The organism is Paracoccus spongiarum (genome assembly GCF_030732095.1).
Lineage (GTDB): Bacteria > Pseudomonadota > Alphaproteobacteria > Rhodobacterales > Rhodobacteraceae > Paracoccus > Paracoccus spongiarum.
The window spans coordinates 1-17,711 of sequence record NZ_JAVAMQ010000017.1; the positions used below are offsets into that span (position 1 = coordinate 1).

Here is a 17,711-nt window from a genome sequence, read left to right on the forward strand (position 1 = left end):
CCTCGCGGGCAGGCATCGGGCGCCCCCGTCACCGGGGGCGCCCGTTTCGGTCCGGGTCGCTCAGATGCGCGGCGCCGGCGCCGGATCAGGCGCCGAAGATCGCGCGGATCATCAGATACATCAGCGACGGTCCCATCAGGCAGCCCAGCCCGGTGTAGAAGGTCGCGGTCATCGCGCCATAGGGCACCAGCCGCTTGTCGGTCGCCGCAAGCCCGCCCGCCACGCCGCTGGTCGTGCCCATCAGCCCGCCATAGGCCATCGCCGATTTCGGATTGTTGAGCCCGATCAGCGGCGCGATGAACGGCGTGCCGATCATCACGATCACGGATTTCACCAGCCCCGCCGCGACCGACAGGGCCACGACCTCGCTTGAGGCGCCCAGCGCGGTGCCGGTGACCGGGCCGACGATATAGGTCGCCGCGCCCGCGCCGATGGTGGTCATGCTGACCGCATCGCCATAGCCGAAGGCCAGCGCCACGATCGCCCCGACCAGGAAGGACAGCACGATTCCGAAGGCAAGCGACAGCACGCCCACCAGGCCCGATTTGCGAATCTCGGCCAGATCGACGCCATAGGCGGTCGAGACGATGGCGAAGTCGCGCAGCATCGCGCCGCCCATGATGCCGAGGCCCGCGAACAGCGGGATGTCGGCCAGGCCCTTGGTGCCGCCGCTGAACAGCCCGCCCAGATAGGCCAGCAGCAGCCCGACCATGATCGCCACGGCCGAGCCGTGCAGCCGGCCGCGGGTCAGGTGGTGCGACAGGAAATAGCTGGCCCACATCACGAGGCCGACCAGCAGGAAGGCGAACAGCAGACCGTTCTTGGTCAGGGTTGCGGTGATCAGCTCCATCGCTCAGACCTCCGCATGGTCTGCGATCGGAGGCAGGGCCTCCTCGACGCCGCCGATACGCGACAGCACCGGCACCATCGCCCAGCACAGCGCGGTCGCGCCGACCCCGGCCAGCAGCGCCACCGGCCCGCCGCCGACCGCCGCGACGACGTTCTGCGTTGCCGCCATGGCGACCACGATGGGGATGTACATCGCGCTCCAGAACAGAACGCCCTCGGCGCTGTGCTGCGGAAACAGGCCCGCACCGCGCATCCGGTCGGACAGCACGATCAGCAGCAGCATGGCAAAGCCCACCCCGCCGACATTCGATTCGACCCCCAGAAGCGCGCCAAGCGCGTCTCCCACGATCATGCCCGCCAGAAGGCAGGCCGCCAGGACGGCGACTCCGTAAATAATCATGTCATTCCTCCCTCAAGGCGCTGCCGCGGGGCTCCTCCGGCCCCGGGGCGGCGCGGTCATGGTGTCATTTGTAGAGATCCGCATAGGCGCGGCGCAGTTCGGCCTTCTGGACCTTGCCCATCACGTTGCGGGGCAGTTCCTCGACGAACAGGATCTTGCGCGGCTGCTTGTAGCGGGCGAGCCGGTCGCCGATGGCCGCGATCACCGCGTCCTCGTGCAGTGCGGTGCCGGGCTGCGACACGACGATGGCCGTCACGCCCTCGCCCAGATCGGGATGGGGCACGCCGATCACGGCGCTTTCCACGACGCCCGGCAGGTCGTCGATCAGCCCCTCGATCTCCTTGGGATAGACGTTGTAGCCGCCCGAGATGACCAGATCCTTGTCGCGCCCGACGATGCGCAGATAGCCGTCATCGCCGATCTGGCCCAGATCGCCGGTGATGAAGAACCCGTCCTTGCGGAATTCGGCGGCGGTCTTTTCGGGCATTCGCCAATAGCCCTCGAAGACGTTCGGGCCGCGCACCTCGATGGCGCCGATCTCGCCATCGGGCAGAAGGGCGCCGGTCTCGCGGTCGGTGATGCGGATGGTGATGCCGGGCAGCGCCATGCCCACCGCGCCGGGCTTGCGGGCGCCGTCATGGGGGTTGGTGGTGATCATGCAGGTCTCGGTCATGCCATAGCGTTCGAGGATGGCGTGGCCGGTGCGGTCCTGAAAGGCGCGGTGATCCTCGGCAAGGAGGGGCGCCGATCCCGACACGAACAGGCGCATGCTGGCGACCGCCCCGGGGTTCAGCCGGTCGGACTTCAGCAGCCGGGTGTAGAAGGTCGGCACCCCCATCAGCACGGTCGCATCCGCCATCAGCCCGATGATCTCGTCGGCGTCGAACCGGTCGAGCCAGATCAGCGAGGCGCCTGCAACCAGGGTCATGTTGATCGCCACGAACAGGCCGTGGGTGTGGAAGATCGGCAGGGCGTGGATCAGCCGGTCAGTCTCGGCATAGTGCCACGCCTCGATCAGCGCGGCGGTGTTCGAGGCAAGGTTGCCATGCGTCAGCACCGCGCCCTTCGACCGCCCGGTGGTGCCCGAGGTATAGAGGATCGCGGCGTGATCCGACATCGCCCGCACCACGCGGTCCCGGCGCGGGGTGGCCGCCTCGGCCAGCGCCATCAGGCTGCCATCGCCCGCCCTGCCAAGGCTTTCGACGCGCAGGCCGGGGCCTGTGCGGGGCTGGTGGGCGGCCAGCGTCTCGGGGGTGCAGACGAACAGCCGCGGTTCGGCATCGCCGAGAAAATAGTCGATCTCGGCGCCCGTGTAGGCGGTGTTCAGCGGCAAATAGACGCCGCCGACCTGCAGGGTCGCCAGATAGAGGCAGACGGCCTCGGCGCTTTTGTCGGTCTGCACGGCGACCCGGTCGCCGGGCTGCACGCCGATCCCGGTCAGCACGGCGGCGAGGCGCTCGACCAGCTGCCGGGTCTGGCCATAGCTTAGGTCCTGCCGGCCCGGCCGCTGGAACAGTACCTTGTCGGGCCGCGCCTCGGCCGAGGCGATGAAGCTTTCATGGATGGTGTGCATGGGTCCTCCTCCCTGATGCATGTCAGCGTTCCAGAACGGCGCGCAGCGGCGCCCCGGTCGCGACGGTGCCGTCGCGCACGAAGCTTTCGTGCTGGGCCTCGATCCGGGCCGGTTCGTAGAGATAGTTGATCATCAGCCCGTGGGCCTGCCGGATGGAGTTGTCGGACAGGTCGCCGGGCCAGTTCACGCGCCATGCGGCGGCGCCATTGCCCAGGTGGAACCGTGCCACCGGGTCGCGCGGCGCGCCGGACCGGGTCCTGGCGGCGGTGAAATAGGTCGCCGCCAGCGCCTCGACCTCGGGCTTCAGCCGCGCGGCCTCACCGGCATCGTGGATCCACGCGCCAAGGTCCAGCTCGGCCGCCAGATCGGCGGCGCGCGGGTCCGCGCCGCTGGCCAGCCAGGCGGCGAAGCCGGGAGCGGGCGACAGCGTCACGAAGGTCTTCAGCGAGGGCAGCTCGGCGCTGAGTTCGGCGACCACCTGCTTGATGAGGAAGTTGCCGAAGGATACGCCCTTCAGCCCGGCCAGAGTGTTGTTGATCGAATAGAACACCGCGGTATCGGCCTCGACCGGCTCGGCCGCCTGCGGCGCGGTTAGGATCGGGGCGATCCGGTCGGGTGTCTCGCGGGTCAGCGCGACCTCGACGAAGATCAGCGGCTCGTTGCCGGTGGCGGGGTGGAAGAAGGCGAAGAAGCGGCGGTCGGCGGGGTCCAGACGGCGGCGCAGATCCTGCCAGCCGGTCATCGGATGCACCGATTCATAGCGCATGATCTTTTCCAGCACATCGGCGGGGGTGGACCAGTCGATGCGCTGGATGCGCAGGAAGCCGCGATTGAACCATGAGGCGAAGAGATGCGCGAAATCCGCGTCCAGCGGGGCGAGGTCGGGCTGCTTGCGCATCGCCTGCAGCAGGTCGGCGCGCATCTGCACCAGCCGCAGCGTCGCGCCCGGCGCGGTGTTCAGCCGGCGCAGCAGGGTCTGGCGCGCGGGCTCGACCGTCTCGAACAGCGGCACCAGCGTTTCCGCCGTGGGGCTTGCGTCATAGGCGGCGAAGGCGCGGCGGATCGCGGCCGGGTCGGCGCCAAAGCGGTCGCGCAGCAGCTGGAAGAACCCCAGACGGCCCGCCGCGTCAAGCTGGCCATAGGCGGTCAGCGCCTGTTCGGCGATGGCCACGCGGGCCGCGTCGCCGATCCTGCCCATCAGCACGTCGCAAGCGGCCGCAAGACGTTCGGCGGCCGGACGCGCCAGCGCGGTCCGTGTCGCCGCCTCGTCGGCGATGCGCGGCGACCTGCCGCGCCGCTCGTTGCCGGTGATTGCTTGGACGAGATCGTTCAGAAATGTCAGCTTCGCGCGTGCCATGGCGGGTCCTCCTGCCGCTGTTATACGCCAATTATAATTTGTTGTATATAACAAAGTCGGTGATGGACATGATGGCGTCACGGCAGAATAATGGACGCAGGGCAGCGGCTTGAGAGGGCAGGGCAGTGGTATCGCAGGGAAGGTTTACCGCCGCGCAGATCCGGCAGGCGCTGGAAAATGCCATCGTCTACGGCCGATTCGCGCCGGGCGAGAAGCTGGACATCGAGGCGCTGATCGTCGAATTCGCCTGCTCTCGCACGCCGATCCGCGAGGCATTGCAGACGCTGGAAGCCTCGGGGCTGGTCCGGGTCGAGCCGAAGCGCGGCACCTTCGTCACCGAACTGGACGTGGTCGAACTGACCGAAAGGTTCGAGGTGATGGCCGAGTTCGAGGCGATCTGCGCGCGTCTGGCCGCCCGCCGCGCGACTCCGCCGGAACTGGACCGCATCCGGACCGCGCAGGCGGCATGCGAGCGCGCTGCCGATACCGGCGACAGCGACGCCTATTACCATCAGAACACCGCCTTCCACCAGGCGATCTACGCGGCCTCCGGGAACCGCTTCCTGGAAAGCGAGGCGCTGCGCCTGCAGACCATGTTGCAGCCCTATCGCCGGCGGCAGTTGCAAGTGCGCGGCCGGATGCTGCGTTCCCTTCAGGAACATCGCGCCATCCTCGGCCATCTGGAGACCGGCGATGCCGCGGCGGCCGCGGCCGAGACCGATGCCCATGTGCGCATCCAGGGCGACCGCTTTCACGAGCTGGTCGCGTCGCTGCGCCAGTCCGCAGCAAGTCCGGGCCCAAGCCCCGCGCCGCGCCGCAGGATCATCGATCGGTGAGACGACGAGATCGCGCCGGGCCTGGCCTCGCCGGCCCCTGCAGGGGCGGCTGTCGCGACGCGGCGCCGAACCGGCTGATCGGGCTGGCGCCGCCGGGCGAGGGAGTCGCCCGAAGCCTCGCTGCCGGGCTTGCGCGGGCCGGCGCGAAGTGATCCCCTGTGCGGCAGGCCCGGGGGTCGGTCGGCGGGGTTGCGGTGCGCGACATCAACATCAAGGCGATCGAGTATTTCGAATCCGTCGCCCGGCTGGGTTCGGTGACGGCCTCGGCGCAGGAGTTGGGCGTCACCCCCTCGGCGGTCAGCCAGCAGGTCCGCCAACTGGAAACCCAGTTCGGGGTGCGGCTGTTCCGCCGCGAACGGCGCCGGCTGATCCTGACCCAGGATGGCGAGATCCTGTTCCAGACCGCCAGCCAGGCCTTCGGGGCGCTGCGCAACGCGCGCAGCGCGATCACCCGGCAGCGCGACCTGCGCAACCTCATCATGCGGGTCAGCCCCAGCTTTGGCGTGCGCTGGCTGGGTCCCCGCATCGGGACCTTCCTGGCCGAGAACCCGGAATGGAACATCCGCGTCGATGCCACGCAGGACTTCACCGCCTTCGAGACCGAGACCGTCGATTTCGACCTGCGCTACGGGCTGGGCGGCTGGCCCGGCCTCAGCGTGACGCGGATCATGAACGATCTGGTGATGCCGATGTGCAGCCCCGGCTATCTGGCGCGGCTGCGCGCCCTTTCGGACGATCCGATCCGGCAGCTGCGCCACGCCAACCTGATCGACAGCGTCAAGACGATCTTCCGCTGGGACCTGTGGCTGGCGCTGAACCGGGTCGAACTGCCCGACCTTGTCTATCCGATGGCCTTCGACCGGTCGTCGATGTCGCTGGAACTGGCGCGGCAGGGCATGGGCATCGCGCTGGACAGCGTGAACCTGTGCCTGCCCGACATCCGCGAGGGCCGGCTGGTGCCGATGTCGACCGCCTTTCCGGTGGTCGATTTCCCGGCCTACTGGCTGACCTGCCCGCAGCGGCACATGACACGGCGGATCGTCGCGCGGTTCACCGACTGGATCCTTGCCGAGGCCGGCCTTCACGAGACCGAGGCCCGCCGGGTTCTGGCGGGCCTCGGATGCAGTTTCCGGCAGCCTCCGGTCGAGCCGGGCTGACTGCGGCGGGTCGGCGGGCGGCGGGTCAGTAGATCGTCAGCGCCGGCACGAAGGCGATCAGCATCAGCACGACGACCGCGACCAGGTAGAACGGGATCAGCGACCGCACCGTCTGCCCGACGCCCACCTTCGCGATCGAGGCCGAGATGAACAGCGTCGTGCCGACCGGCGGCGTGTAGAGGCCGACCGCAAGGTTGACGACCATCATCAGGCCCAGCTGCACCAGGTCCATGCCGATCGCCTGCCCGATGGTGACGAACAGTGGCCCCAGCAGCAGCACCGCCGCCGGCAGGTCGAGGAAGGCGCCGACCACCAGCATCACGAGGTTCAGCATGATGATCACCATCCACGGCTCGGAGAAGGTGGCGCCGACCCACTCCGCCAGCAGTTGCGGCACGCGCTCGGCCGTCAGCAGCCACTGGATGGTCGAGGAGGCCATGATGATCAGCATGACCGCGCCGGTGATCATCGCCGTCTCGACCGCCGCCGCCCACATCGCGCGGGGCGTCAGGTCGCGATAGATCAGCCCGCCCACCACCAGCGCATAGGCGACCGCCATCACGCTGACCTCGGTGGGGGTGGCCACGCCGAAGCGCAGCGTGCCGATCACGAAGACGGGCATCAGCAGCGCCGGGATCGCGGCCAGGATCTGGCCGCGGAACGCCGCGAAGCCGCCGGGCAAGGGCGACCGGGGCAGGTTGTCGCGCCGTGCCACCCACCAGACCGCCGCGAACATCCCGACCCCCAGCATCACGCCCGGCAGGATGCCCGCCACGAACAGGTCGATGATCGAGACGTTCGACACCAGCCCGTAAAGGATCAGCGGGATCGACGGCGGGATCAGCACCGAGATGGTCGAGGACGAGGCGTTGATCGCCGCCGCGAAGCCGCCGGGATAACCGGCCTCTTTCTGCACGGGGATCAGCGCGTTGCCCATCGCCGAGGCATCGGCCACGGCGGATCCCGACACGCCGCCGAACATCACCGACCCGATGACCGAAACCTGGCCCAGCCCGCCCTTCATGTTGCCGACCAGAAGCCGGGCGACATTCACCAGATACTCGCCGAAGCGGCCCTGCATCATCAGGCTGCCGGCGAGAATGAAGAAGGGCACCGCCAGCATCGGAAAGCTTTGCGTCGGCGAATACAGCCGCTGCGCGATGACGGCCATCGGCTTGCCGTCCAGCCACAGGGCAAGGCCGACCCCGCCCATCATCGCATGGGCCACCGGAACCGCCAGCGCCAGCAGCGCGAAGAATGCCCAGATCATGATCGTGGTCATCGCATCACTCCTTCAGCTCAGGCTGCCATGGGCGGGGTCCATGTCCCAGCCATGCCACCCGCGCAGGGTTCTCAGAACGTCGATCGCGGCAATGATCGCCATGCCGCCGAAGGCATAGACAAGGCTTGCATAGCCCCAGACCTGCCTGATCCCCAGGGTGGACAGCGTCTGGAACTGCGAGGCCTTCAGGATCGGCTGGCTGCTGATCAGCACCGACAGCGAGATGGCGAGGATCAGAAGCTGCACCACCACCATCAGCGCCTGGCCGGCGCGCGGGCCAAGCAGGCCGGGCAGCAGCGTGATCGCGATGTTGGCGCCGCGCGCCGAGGCGATCACCACGCCCCCGGCGACCAGCCAGGGCAGCAGCACTGCATGGATCTCGTAGGCCCAGGCGATGCCGGACGACATGACATAGCGCAGCACCACGTTGACCAGCAGGGCCGCGAACATGAAGGCAAGGCAGGATACCGCGATCAGCTTGCCGCTCAGGTCCAGCAGCGCCGTGACCTTGCCCAGCAGGCGCAGCGCGGGGGGCATGCGCGCCCCCGCGGCTCCGCCCGCATCGCGGTCTTGCGTTGCGGGCGGTCTGGTCATTGGCCTGCGGCCTCTTTCAGCGCGGCGACCAGGTCGGGATAGGTCTGGGCATATTTGTCATAGACCGAGGCGGTGGCCGCGATATAGGCCTCGCGGTCGCCCTCGACGAAGGTGACGCCCTCGGCCTCCATCTTCGGGCGCAGCGTGTCGTCGCCCTCTTTCGACAGCTGCCGCTGCGTCTCGCCGGCCGAGGCCGTCGCGTCCAGCGCGCATTTTTGCGTCGCCTCGTCGAGGCCCGACCACCAGCCCAGCCCGGCCACCACCGGCGTGCTTTCGTATTTGTGCCCGGTCAGCGTGATGAACCTGGTGATCTCGTGGATCTTCGAGGAATAGATGTTGGTCAGCGGGTTTTCCTGCCCGTCGAACACGCCCGACTGCAGGGCGGTCGGCAGTTCGGCAAAGGCCAGCGGCGCGGGCGCGGCGCCAAGCGCCTCGAAGATGTCGATGGTCATCTGATCGGGCGGCGTGCGGATCTTCATGCCGCTGATGTCGGCAGGGGTCGGCACGTTCTTCGAGATGTGGCTGACATGGCGGATGCCGTTGTCCCAAAAGCCCAGGATCTTCAGCCCGGCCTGCTGGGCGCGCGCGTCCAGCATGTCGCCCACCTCGCCATCCAGGACCTGCCACGCCGAGGGCAGGTCCTTGAACAGGAAGGGCAGGCCCAGAAGCCCGATCTCGGGGACGATCTGCGCCATCGCGCCCTGGCTGTTGGCACTGACCTGGATGATGCCCGCCGTGGCCGAGGTCAGCATCTCGACATCGTCGCCCATCGTCGCGGCACCGGCGACGTTCACCGTGGTCGCGCCGCCGGTGCAGGCCGAAAACGCCTCGGCCCATGCCGTGGCCGCCACGTCGCGCGGGTTCCCGGGTGCCGCGCCGTGGGCAAAAATGATCTCGTCGGCCGAGGCCGCGCCGCCGAGGGCGGTTCCAAGGGCAAGTGCCGCCAGGATTGTGCGTTTCATGTGTAGTCCTCCCGTTGAAGATGTCGCGGGGTCCGCGCGCCCCTCCGAGCGCGGCGGCCCCGCCGGTTGTCAGTGGATCAGCGATCCACCGTTCACGTCGACCTCGGTGCCGGTGCAATAGGCCGCGAGGTCGGATGCCAGGAACAGCGCACAGCCGGCCACGTCGCCGGCCTCGCCCGCCCGCGCCATCGGGATGCCCGCGATGATCCCCTCGAGCATCTCGGGCGTCAGCTTGCCGCCGGTGATGTCGGTGGCGATGAAGCCGGGGCAGATCGCGTTGATGCGGACGTTGTCGGGGGCGAATTCGCGCGCCATCGCCTTGGTCAGGCCCAGCACGCCGGCCTTGGCCGCCGAGTAGTGCGGCCCGCCGAAGATGCCGCCGCCGCGCTGCGCGCTGACCGAGGACAGGTTGACGATGCTGCCCGATTTCTGGCCGCGCATCGCCGGGATCACCGCCTGGCTCATGTACAGCGTGCCGCGCAGGTTCACGTCCAGCACCGCGTCGTAATTCGCAGCCGCGATCTCCAGCGATTTCAGCGGCTGGGTGATGCCGGCGTTGTTCACGAGGATGTCCACCCGGCCCCATTCCGCCAGCAGCGCGGCCACCGCGGCCTCGCAGGCTGCCTTGTCGGTCACGTTGCAGGCAAGGCCCAGATGCGCCGCCCCGATATCGGCCGCGGCGGCCCTGGCGGCGGCCTCGTCCAGATCCAGGATCGCCACGGTCGCGCCGTGATCGGCAAACAACTGCGCCGTCGCCTTGCCCAGCCCGCGCGCCGAAGCGGCGCCGGTCACGATGGCGTATTTCCCCTCAAGAAGCCCCATGGGCCGTTCTCCTTCCCTCAAGTTGTGCTCTGATCGGGGCGTTACAGCCAGCCCCGGATTGCCTCGGCCACCCGGTCAACGGACAGGCCGTACATGTCATGCAGTGTCGGCAGGCCGCCGGCCTCCAGGAACGCGTCGGGCAGCCCGATCATGCGGAACTGCGGCGTGACGCCGGCCTGCAGCAGCGTGCCCGCGACGGCCTCGCCCAGACCGCCGATGACGGTGTGGTTCTCGGCCGTGACGACCAGCCGGCCGCCCCTGGCCGCCTCGGCCAGGATGGTCGCGCGGTCCAGCGGCTTGATCGTCGGCACATGCAGCACGGCCACGCCGATATTGTCGGCTGCCAGCTTTTCGGCCGCGTCCAGCGCCCGCATGGTCATCAGCCCCGAGGCGATCACCAGCACGTCGCCGCCCTCGCGGATCATCTGCGCGCGGCCCAGTTCGAACCGGTAGTCGGGCTTGTGACGCCGCAGCACCTCGGGCACCTTGCCGCGCGGCAGCCGGGCATAGACCGGCCCGTCATGCGCGGCCATCGCCGGCACCATGCCGACCACGTCGGTCGCATCGCAGGGGTCGATCAGCACCATGTTCGGCAGGCCGCGGAAGATCGCCAGATCCTCTGTCGCCTGGTGGCTGGGACCGTAACCCGTGGTCAGGCCGGGCAGCGCGCAGCAGATCTTGACCGGCAGGTTCTCCTCGGCGATGGCCATGGCGATGAAGTCATAGGCGCGGCGGCTGGCAAAGACCGCATAGGTGGTGGCGAAGGGCAGGAACCCCTCGCGCGCCATGCCGGCCGCCGCCGACATCAGCAGCTGTTCGGCCATGCCCATCTGGTAGAACCGTTCGGGCATCGCGTTGGCGAGGATGTGCATGTCGGTGTATTTCGCAAGGTCCGCCGACATCCCGACGACCCGATCATCGGAGGTCGCCAGATCGACCAGTGCATGTCCGAAGGGGGCCGAGACCGACTCGTAACCCTCGGCGGCCAGCGATGCGATCATCGCGGTGGTGGCGACGCGCGGCCCCTCGGGCAGGGTGCGCGGTTCGTATTTGCGGGCCATGGAGGCAATGGTCACAGCGGTTTTCCTTCGTCCAGAACGGCCAGGGCCTTGTCCCATTCATCCGCCTCGACGCGGACGAAATGGGTGATCTCGCGGGCTTCCAGGAACGGCACGCCCCTGCACATCACGGTGTCGAAGATGATCGCGCGGGGCTGGGGGCCGGGATGGGCGCGGGCGGCATCGAAGGCCGCGCGCACGGCATCGATGTCGTTGCCGTCAACGCGCTGGGTGAACCAGCCGAAGGCCTGCCACTTCTCGGGCAGGGGCTCGCTGGACAGCACCTGCGTCGAGGGTCCGTCGGCCTGCTGGTCGTTGAAGTCGATGATGCAGATCAGGTTGTCGAGGCCCTGCGCGGATGCCGACATCGCGGCCTCCCAGGTCGACCCCTCGCCAAGTTCGCCATCAGACATCAGGTTGATGACGAAGGCCGGGTTCTTCTTGCGCTTCAACCCCATCGCCATGCCGACCGCGATGCCCAGCCCGTGACCCAGAGAGCCGCCGGTGATCTCCATGCCCGGCGTGTAGGATGCCATGCCCGACATCGGCATCCGCGAATCGTCCATGCCATAGGTTTCCAGCTCGTCCTCGGGCAGGATGCCGGCCTCGATCAGCACCGCATAAAGGGCGATGGCGTAATGGCCGATGGAGAGCAGGAAGCGGTCTCGCCCCTCCCATTCGGGGTCCTCGGGGCGGTAGTCCATGGCGTGGAAATAGGCCACTGCCAGCACGTCGGCCACGCCCAGCGCCTGCCCGATATAGCCCTGGCCCTGCACCTGTCCCATCCGCAGCGCCTTGCGCCGGATCTCCCATGCGCGGCGCGCCAGCGAGATGTTCGACCCCTGCGCGGGTCGCATCGTTGCGGTCATGTCGTCCTCCCTTGGCATCGCCGGTCGTCCTGCACCATAGGCGGTCAGGGGCGCCGAGTATCTCAGGAAAAATTCATCGCTTGTGTAGGAAAACTAAATTGATGTGCGGGGCGGGTCTGTGGTCCCTTGGCGCGATCACATGCCAGGGGAGGAAGGCAGAATGGAGTTGGGCCTGGGAAGCTATGCCTTTCGCTGGTCGATTGGGATCAAGGATCGCCAGCCGGCGCGGCCAATGGATGCCTTCGACCTGCTGCAGCAGGCCGACATGCGCGGCCTGAAGGTGCTGCAATATGCCGACAATCTGCCACTGGACCGGCTGGACGAGGCCGCCCATCACCGGCTGGCCGAAGAGGCGGGCCGGCGGGGCATCCGGCTGGAACTGGGCACGCAATGCTTTGATGCCGACGAGGTCGGCCGCTATCTGGTGATCGGCCAGAGGCTGGGCGCGGGCATCCTGCGGGTCGCGCTGGACGAGGCAGATGCGCATGTCCAGGTGCCACAGCTTGCCGCGCAGCTGCGCCCGCTGCTGGACCGGGCGCGCGCCGCGGGCATCCGCATCGCGATCGAGAACCACTTCAACTATCCCTCGCCGCGCATGGTCGAACTGCTGACGCTGATCGACGATCCGCAGCTGGGCGTCTGCCTCGACGTGGCGAACTCGATCTGCGCGGGCGAATGGCCCGAGGCGACGGTCGCGATGCTGGCGCCCTTCACGATCAACCTGCATCTGAAGGATTACGTCATCCGGCCCGATCCCTATGGCGTGGGATTTCGCATCCACGGGGTGCCGCTGGGACAGGGCCGCGCACCGATCCGCTGGATTCTCGACCAGCTGGCCCATTGCCCGCCGGGGATGAGCGTGATCCTGGAACACTGGCTGCCGGTCGAGACCGGCCTGGACGACGCCCGCGCCGCCGAAGGACCGTGGCTGGACCAGACGGTTGCCGCGGCCCGGACTTTCATTCGCTGAGGAGGAGCGACCATGACCGAATTCCGCACCAAGCGGCTTCTGAACGCGCCCGAGGACATCGTCACCGAGGCCATCGCCGGCATGATCGCCGCCCATCCCGACATGCTGGGCAGCGAGGGCGCCACCGGGCGGGCGGTGATCTCGCTGGACGGCCCGCGCGAGGGCAAGGTGGGCGTCATCATCGGCGGCGGCTCGGGCCACGAGCCGGCCTTTGCAGGCTATGTCGGGCGCGGGCTGGCCGATGCGGCGGCCGTGGGCAATGTCTTTGCCTCGCCCGGGCCCGAACAGATCATGGATGCCGCCCGCGCCGTAGAGGGCGGCGCGGGCGTGCTGTTCCTTTATGGCAACTACACCGGCGACGTGATGAATTTCGACATGGCCGCCGAGGAGTGCGAGGCAGCAGGAATTCCCGCCCGATCGCTGGCGGTGACCGACGACGTGGCGTCGGCCCCGGCCGAACGCGCGCATGAACGGCGCGGCATCGCGGGCGATTTCTTCGTCTTCAAGATCGCAGGCGCCGCCGCCGAACAGGGCCGCGACCTCGAGGGCTGCCTTGCGGCGGCGCGGGCGGCGAACGCCGCGACCCGCTCGATGGGGGTGGCGCTGACCGCCTGCTCGATGCCGCAGACCGGCCGGGCGAACTTCCAGATCGGCCCCGAGGACATGGAAATCGGCATGGGCATCCATGGCGAGCCGGGGATGCGCCGCGGCAAGATCGAGACGGCCGATGCGGTGGTCGACGAATTGCTGGCCCCGATCCTTGCGGACCTGGGCCTTGCCGAGGGCCAGCGGGTCGCGGTGCTGGTCAACGGCCTCGGCGCGACCGGGCAGCTGGAGCTGTATGTCCTGAACCGCCGGATCGCGGAAAGCCTGACCGCGCGCGGGGTCGCGATCCACCGCACCTGGGTCGGGGAATACTGCACCTCGCTGGACATGGCCGGGGCGTCGGTGACGCTGATGCGGCTTGACGACGACCTTCAGGCGCTGCTGGACATGCCCTGCCGCACGCCCGCGCTGACCGTGGCCGGGGCGCTGCCGCCGGTCGAGGGGCGGGTCAGGGCCGGACGCGCCCGTCAGGCCGCACAGGCCGAGGCGGCGATCGATCTGGGGACGCTGGCGACCTCGGGTCCGGTCACGCCGCAGGTCTTTCGCGCGATGATGCGCGACACCGCCGATGCGATCGCCGCGAACCGCGACTGGCTGTCGGAACTGGACGGGGTGATCGGCGATGGCGACCACGGCATCACCATGGACATCGGCTGGACCGCCGTGCGCGGCGTGCTGGCCGACGCGGCCGCGGACGAGACGATCACCCGCACCAGCGCGCGCATGTCGAAGGCGTTTCTCGATGCGGTCGGGGCCTCGTCGGGGCCGCTTTATGCCAGCGCCTTCCGCATGGCCGGCGAGGCGGTCGCGGACCGTCTGAACCTTGACGCCGCGGCGATGGTCGCCTGGGTGGCCGGGTTGCGCGACGGCATCCTGTCGCGCGGCGGGGCCAGCCTCGGCGACAAGACCATGATCGACGCCTGGGTGCCCGCCGTCCAGCATGCCGAGGCCGCGCTGGCCGGGGGCGGCGATGTGACGGCCTGCCTCGCCGCGGCCGAAGCCGGGGCGCGGGCCGGGCGCGACCACACCGCGACGATCGAAAGCCGACGCGGACGATCGGCCAAGCTGGGCGCGCGGTCGGTGGGCCATGTCGACCCGGGCGCGGCATCGGCGCATGTGATCCTGAAGGCCATGCACGACGCGCTGGCCGCCCGCGGGATCGGCTGACCCGGCCGCGCGCAGGGATCAGGCCAGGGTTGCCAGGCCGATCCCGGCAGCCTCCAGCGCCGCGCGGACCGCGCCGGCCATCGCCACGGCCTCGCCGCTGTCGCCATGCACGCAGACCGTGTCGATCCGGCAGGGCAGCCGTTTGCCGCTGGCGGTCAGGATCGCGCCCGCGCGCAGCATCGCGACGATGCGCCGCCCGGCCTCGGCCGGGTCGTGCATCACCGCGCCGGGCTGGCGGCGATCAACCAGCCCGCCGTCGTCGCGATAGGCGCGATCGGCGAAAATCTCGCAGGCGTGACGGGCGCCCAGTTCGGCTGCGACGGCCTGCATCCGCGTGCCGGCCAGCACGACCAGGATCAGGTCGGGATCGACGCGCAGCGCGGCCTGAAAGCAGGCGCGGGCGATGTCGGCCTCGTCCGTGGCCATGTTCGACAGCGCGCCATGCAGCTTGAGATGGGCGACGCGCCCGCCCACCGACCGGGCCATGCCCTGCGCCGCGCCCAGCTGATAGGCGACCAGATTGCCCAGCTCATCCGCCGAAAGCGCCAGCCGCCGGCGGCCGAAGCCCTGCAGGTCGGCAAAGCCGGGATGCGCGCCGATGCCGACCCCGCGCGCGAGCGCGCCGCGCATGGTCCGGGCCATCACCTCGGGGTCGCCGGCATGGAAGCCGCAGGCGATGTTGGCCGAGGTGACGATGTCCAGCATCGCCTTGTCATCGCCCATCGGCCAGGGACCGAAGCCCTCGCCCAGATCCGCGTTCAGATCGACCTGCATCAGCCCTCCTCCAGCTCGCGGCCCGCCGTGACCCCACCGACCAGCTGATAGGACAGCAGGTCGGGGATCGTCGAGGGGGCGCGGATCAGGTTGCGGCAGCGGCCGGCCGCCTCGCGCAGCAGCGTGGCATCGTCCCGGCGCAGCGCATCGGCGGCGTCCTGCGAGATCCGGCAGAAGCGCAGCGTGACGCCCGGCGCCGCCTGCGCGACGATGGGCAGGTCGGCGGCGGTCACCCGGCCGATGCGCGGATAGCCCCCCATCGTCTGGCATTCGGCCATCAGCACGACCGGCACGCCGTCGCCGGTCATCTGCAGATCGCCCGGCCCGATCACGTCCGAGGCAAGCCCGGCGGCGTGGTCCGAGGCAAAGCGCGCCTCGGCCTGCAGCTGAACGCCCTGCCGGTTGCCGCGCGGCGCCCGCGTGAAACCGGTGGCGTAAAAGCGCGCCAGCACGGCCTGGTCGAACAGGCCGGTCTGCGGGCCGTCCACCACGCGCACCCGCCCGCCTGCGAAGCGCGCGACCGGGTCGATGACGCGGGCCGGTGCGTCGGGCGCGGGATCGTCGCCGCAATCCAGCCGGTCGCCGGCCGCCAGCGCCGCACCGATGCCGATGGCCAGATGCGCGGCGCGGCTGCCCAGCCAGCAGGGCGTCGCAAGCCCACCCGCCGGCGTCAGATAGCCATGCAGCCCGGCCTGCACGCCGCCGATCCGCAGGCTCTGGCCGGGCTGGACGGGATGCGTCGCGTGCCATCGCAGCGGCGCGCCGTCCAGCGTCGCCGCCATCGGCGCCCCGGTCAGCGCGATGCGCGTCGGCCGGCTGACCGCGAACATCCCGCCGGCCGCCGCCATCTCGATCCCCGCCAGCACATCGGGCGCCCCCAGAAGCGCCGCCGCCTCGATCAGCGCAAGCCGGTCCATCGCCCCGCCGCGCGACAGCCCCTGCGCCAGATGGCCGGGACGCCCCATGTCCTGAACGCTCAGCAGGCCATCGGCGCGCAAGACCTCAAGGACGGTCATCGCAGCACCTCGAGCCGCGCGCCGCCCAGCCCGTCAGGGCCCTTGGCCAGCGCCTCGATCTCGGCGGGGGCTGCGGGGGCAAGGCGGATCCCGTCGCCCGCCCGCAGCGGCATCGGCGGCTCGCGTCCTGGCTGAAAGCTGCGGAACGCGCCGCGCGCCACCTGCCGCCAGCCGGTCGCCGATGCGGTCCCGAAGATCACGATCTGGCGCACCGCCACGACGACCGCGCCGGCCGGCACCGAGGGGTTCAGCGCCGCCATGCGCGGCAGGTCCCAGGACGGGGGCAGCAGGCCAATATAGGGCTGGCCGGGCGCAAAGCCGATCGCCAGCACGCGCAGGCCGGGCGCGCAGATCTGGCGAATCGCCGCCTCCTGCGACAGGCCGGCCATGCGGGCGACCTCGGCCAGCTGCGGGCCGTTCTCGCCGCCGAAGGCCAGCGGGATGGTCCATCTGCGCGCCGGATCGGCGTCGTCGCCGCCCGCCCCGGCGCAACCTTCGGCAAGCGTGAGGGCCGTCGCAGCCAGTTCGCACCGCCCGGTTCGCGCCGGATCGAAGCGCAGCAGCACCGACACCAGGGCCGGGACGATCTCGACCACGCCGGGCGGGGGACGCGCCTCGAGCCGGCGGGCAAGGCGGGCCGCGGCCTGCATCGCCACGGGATCGGCCCGCAGCGCAAAACGCACCAGCAGCGCGTCCTCGCCGGCGGGAAGCACGGCGGGTGCAACCGGGCCGGGGGGCGCGTCAGGCGCAAAGGCGATAGCCCGCGCCGCGCACGGTGTGGATCAGCGGCGCCTCGTCCTCGGCATCGATCTTGGCGCGCAGGTAGCGGATGTAGACATCGACCACCTTCGAGCCGGGATCGAAGCCGTAGCCCCAGTTGTTGTTCAGAAGCTGGGTCCGGCTGAGCACCGCGCCGCTGTGTTCCATCATGTAGCGCAGCAGTCCGAATTCCTTCGGCGTCAGGTCGATGGCGCGGCCCGCGCGGGTCACCTGCCGGGTCGTCGGGTCCAGCATCAGGTCGGCGACCTGCAGCACCGGATCATAGCGCATGTCGGGCGCGCGGCGCAGCAGCGCCTCGACGCGGGCCACCAGCTCGTCGAAGGAGAAGGGCTTGGTCAGGTAATCGTCGGCACCCGCGTTCAGGCCCTCGATCTTGTCGGCCAGCGCGTCCTTGGCGGTCAGCATCAGAACCCGCGCGGTGATGTTCTCGCTGCGCATCTGGCGGCAGATGGTCACGCCGTCGAAATCGGGCAGCATCCTGTCAAGGATGACCAGGGGGTACTCCGCGCTGCGCATCATCGCGAGGGCGCCTTGGCCGTCGCCGGCGATGTCCAGCATATGCCCCTCGGCGCGCAATCCGCGATTGACGAAGCTGGCGATACGGGGGTCGTCCTCGACAAGCAGGATCTTGGCCATGAT

General features: G+C 69.6%; 18 protein-coding genes. 4 read left to right on the plus strand and 14 right to left on the minus strand.

Features of this window, described 5'->3' with window-relative positions; genetic code table 11:
• Positions 1-85 precede the first annotated feature (85 nt).
• The 4 genes from madM to Q5Y72_RS15335 form a co-directional block, all read right to left on the minus strand.
• A complete protein-coding gene (madM, locus tag Q5Y72_RS15320; RefSeq protein ID WP_305964297.1) occupies positions 86-850 on the minus strand; it encodes a malonate transporter subunit MadM in 765 nt (254 codons plus the stop codon).
• A gap of 3 nt (positions 851-853) precedes the next feature.
• Positions 854-1,249, minus strand: coding sequence for a malonate transporter subunit MadL (gene madL / locus Q5Y72_RS15325; protein WP_305964298.1), 396 nt, complete (start codon positions 1,247-1,249; stop codon positions 854-856).
• Positions 1,250-1,313: 64 nt separating this feature from the next.
• Positions 1,314-2,822: a malonate--CoA ligase gene (locus Q5Y72_RS15330; protein ID WP_305964299.1), complete on the minus strand. Its 1,509-nt coding sequence runs from the start codon at positions 2,820-2,822 to the stop codon at positions 1,314-1,316.
• A 22-nt stretch (positions 2,823-2,844) separates the two neighbouring features.
• Complete coding sequence (locus Q5Y72_RS15335) at positions 2,845-4,179, minus strand: malonyl-CoA decarboxylase (RefSeq protein ID WP_305964300.1); 1,335 nt, start codon at positions 4,177-4,179, stop codon at positions 2,845-2,847.
• Positions 4,180-4,304: 125 nt separating this feature from the next.
• On the opposite strand from Q5Y72_RS15335, the gene Q5Y72_RS15340 reads away from it, so the two are divergent.
• Together Q5Y72_RS15340 and Q5Y72_RS15345 are read left to right on the plus strand one after the other, a co-directional pair.
• The gene (locus Q5Y72_RS15340; RefSeq protein ID WP_305964301.1) at positions 4,305-5,015 is read left to right on the plus strand and encodes a GntR family transcriptional regulator; all 711 of its coding nucleotides are present in this window, start codon (positions 4,305-4,307) and stop codon (positions 5,013-5,015) included.
• Between the two features lie 158 nt (positions 5,016-5,173).
• Entirely contained in the window at positions 5,174-6,172 is a 999-nt protein-coding gene (locus Q5Y72_RS15345) for a LysR family transcriptional regulator (RefSeq protein WP_305964302.1), read from the plus strand.
• Between the two features lie 25 nt (positions 6,173-6,197).
• Here the strand turns inward: Q5Y72_RS15345 and Q5Y72_RS15350 are convergent, their stop codons facing one another.
• The 6 genes from Q5Y72_RS15350 to Q5Y72_RS15375 all read right to left on the minus strand — a co-directional run bounded on the left by Q5Y72_RS15350 (position 6,198) and on the right by Q5Y72_RS15375 (position 11,759).
• The gene (locus Q5Y72_RS15350; RefSeq protein WP_305964303.1) at positions 6,198-7,454 is read right to left on the minus strand and encodes a TRAP transporter large permease; all 1,257 of its coding nucleotides are present in this window, start codon (positions 7,452-7,454) and stop codon (positions 6,198-6,200) included.
• Positions 7,455-7,466: 12 nt separating this feature from the next.
• Entirely contained in the window at positions 7,467-8,048 is a 582-nt protein-coding gene (locus Q5Y72_RS15355) for a TRAP transporter small permease (protein WP_305964304.1), read from the minus strand.
• Positions 8,045-9,010 (minus strand): TRAP transporter substrate-binding protein, encoded by a 966-nt coding sequence (locus tag Q5Y72_RS15360; RefSeq protein ID WP_305964305.1) that lies wholly within the window; start codon positions 9,008-9,010, stop codon positions 8,045-8,047. The genes Q5Y72_RS15355 and Q5Y72_RS15360 overlap by 4 nt, the downstream gene beginning before the upstream one ends.
• A gap of 69 nt (positions 9,011-9,079) precedes the next feature.
• Positions 9,080-9,832 carry an SDR family NAD(P)-dependent oxidoreductase gene (locus Q5Y72_RS15365; RefSeq protein ID WP_305964306.1) on the minus strand — a complete coding sequence of 251 codons (753 nt, stop codon included), beginning with the start codon at positions 9,830-9,832 and terminating at the stop codon, positions 9,080-9,082.
• 41 nt (positions 9,833-9,873) lie between these two features.
• Positions 9,874-10,908: a transketolase family protein gene (locus Q5Y72_RS15370; RefSeq protein ID WP_305964307.1), complete on the minus strand. Its 1,035-nt coding sequence runs from the start codon at positions 10,906-10,908 to the stop codon at positions 9,874-9,876.
• Positions 10,905-11,759, minus strand: a complete 855-nt coding sequence (locus tag Q5Y72_RS15375; protein ID WP_305964308.1) for a transketolase — start codon at positions 11,757-11,759, stop codon at positions 10,905-10,907. The genes Q5Y72_RS15370 and Q5Y72_RS15375 overlap by 4 nt, the downstream gene beginning before the upstream one ends.
• 160 nt (positions 11,760-11,919) lie before the next feature.
• Here Q5Y72_RS15375 and Q5Y72_RS15380 point away from each other — a divergent pair, with 160 nt between their 5' ends.
• Both Q5Y72_RS15380 and dhaL read left to right on the plus strand, forming a co-directional pair.
• Positions 11,920-12,729, plus strand: coding sequence for a sugar phosphate isomerase/epimerase family protein (locus Q5Y72_RS15380; protein WP_305964309.1), 810 nt, complete (start codon positions 11,920-11,922; stop codon positions 12,727-12,729).
• A 12-nt stretch (positions 12,730-12,741) separates the two neighbouring features.
• The gene (gene dhaL, locus Q5Y72_RS15385) at positions 12,742-14,502 is read left to right on the plus strand and encodes a dihydroxyacetone kinase subunit DhaL (protein WP_305964310.1); all 1,761 of its coding nucleotides are present in this window, start codon (positions 12,742-12,744) and stop codon (positions 14,500-14,502) included.
• Between the two features lie 18 nt (positions 14,503-14,520).
• On the opposite strand, the gene Q5Y72_RS15390 is transcribed toward dhaL, so the two are convergent.
• The 4 genes from Q5Y72_RS15390 to Q5Y72_RS15405 are packed head-to-tail and all read right to left on the minus strand — an operon-like array spanning position 14,521 to position 17,708.
• Positions 14,521-15,276: a LamB/YcsF family protein gene (locus tag Q5Y72_RS15390; protein ID WP_305964311.1), complete on the minus strand. Its 756-nt coding sequence runs from the start codon at positions 15,274-15,276 to the stop codon at positions 14,521-14,523.
• Positions 15,276-16,292 (minus strand): 5-oxoprolinase subunit C family protein, encoded by a 1,017-nt coding sequence (locus Q5Y72_RS15395; protein ID WP_305964312.1) that lies wholly within the window; start codon positions 16,290-16,292, stop codon positions 15,276-15,278. Before Q5Y72_RS15395 ends, Q5Y72_RS15390 begins: the two co-directional genes overlap by 1 nt.
• Entirely contained in the window at positions 16,289-17,005 is a 717-nt protein-coding gene (locus tag Q5Y72_RS15400) for a 5-oxoprolinase subunit B family protein (protein ID WP_305964313.1), read from the minus strand. Before Q5Y72_RS15400 ends, Q5Y72_RS15395 begins: the two co-directional genes overlap by 4 nt.
• Positions 17,006-17,033: 28 nt before the next feature.
• Positions 17,034-17,708, minus strand: a complete 675-nt coding sequence (locus Q5Y72_RS15405) for a response regulator transcription factor (RefSeq protein ID WP_305964314.1) — start codon at positions 17,706-17,708, stop codon at positions 17,034-17,036.
• Positions 17,709-17,711: the final 3 nt, after the last annotated feature.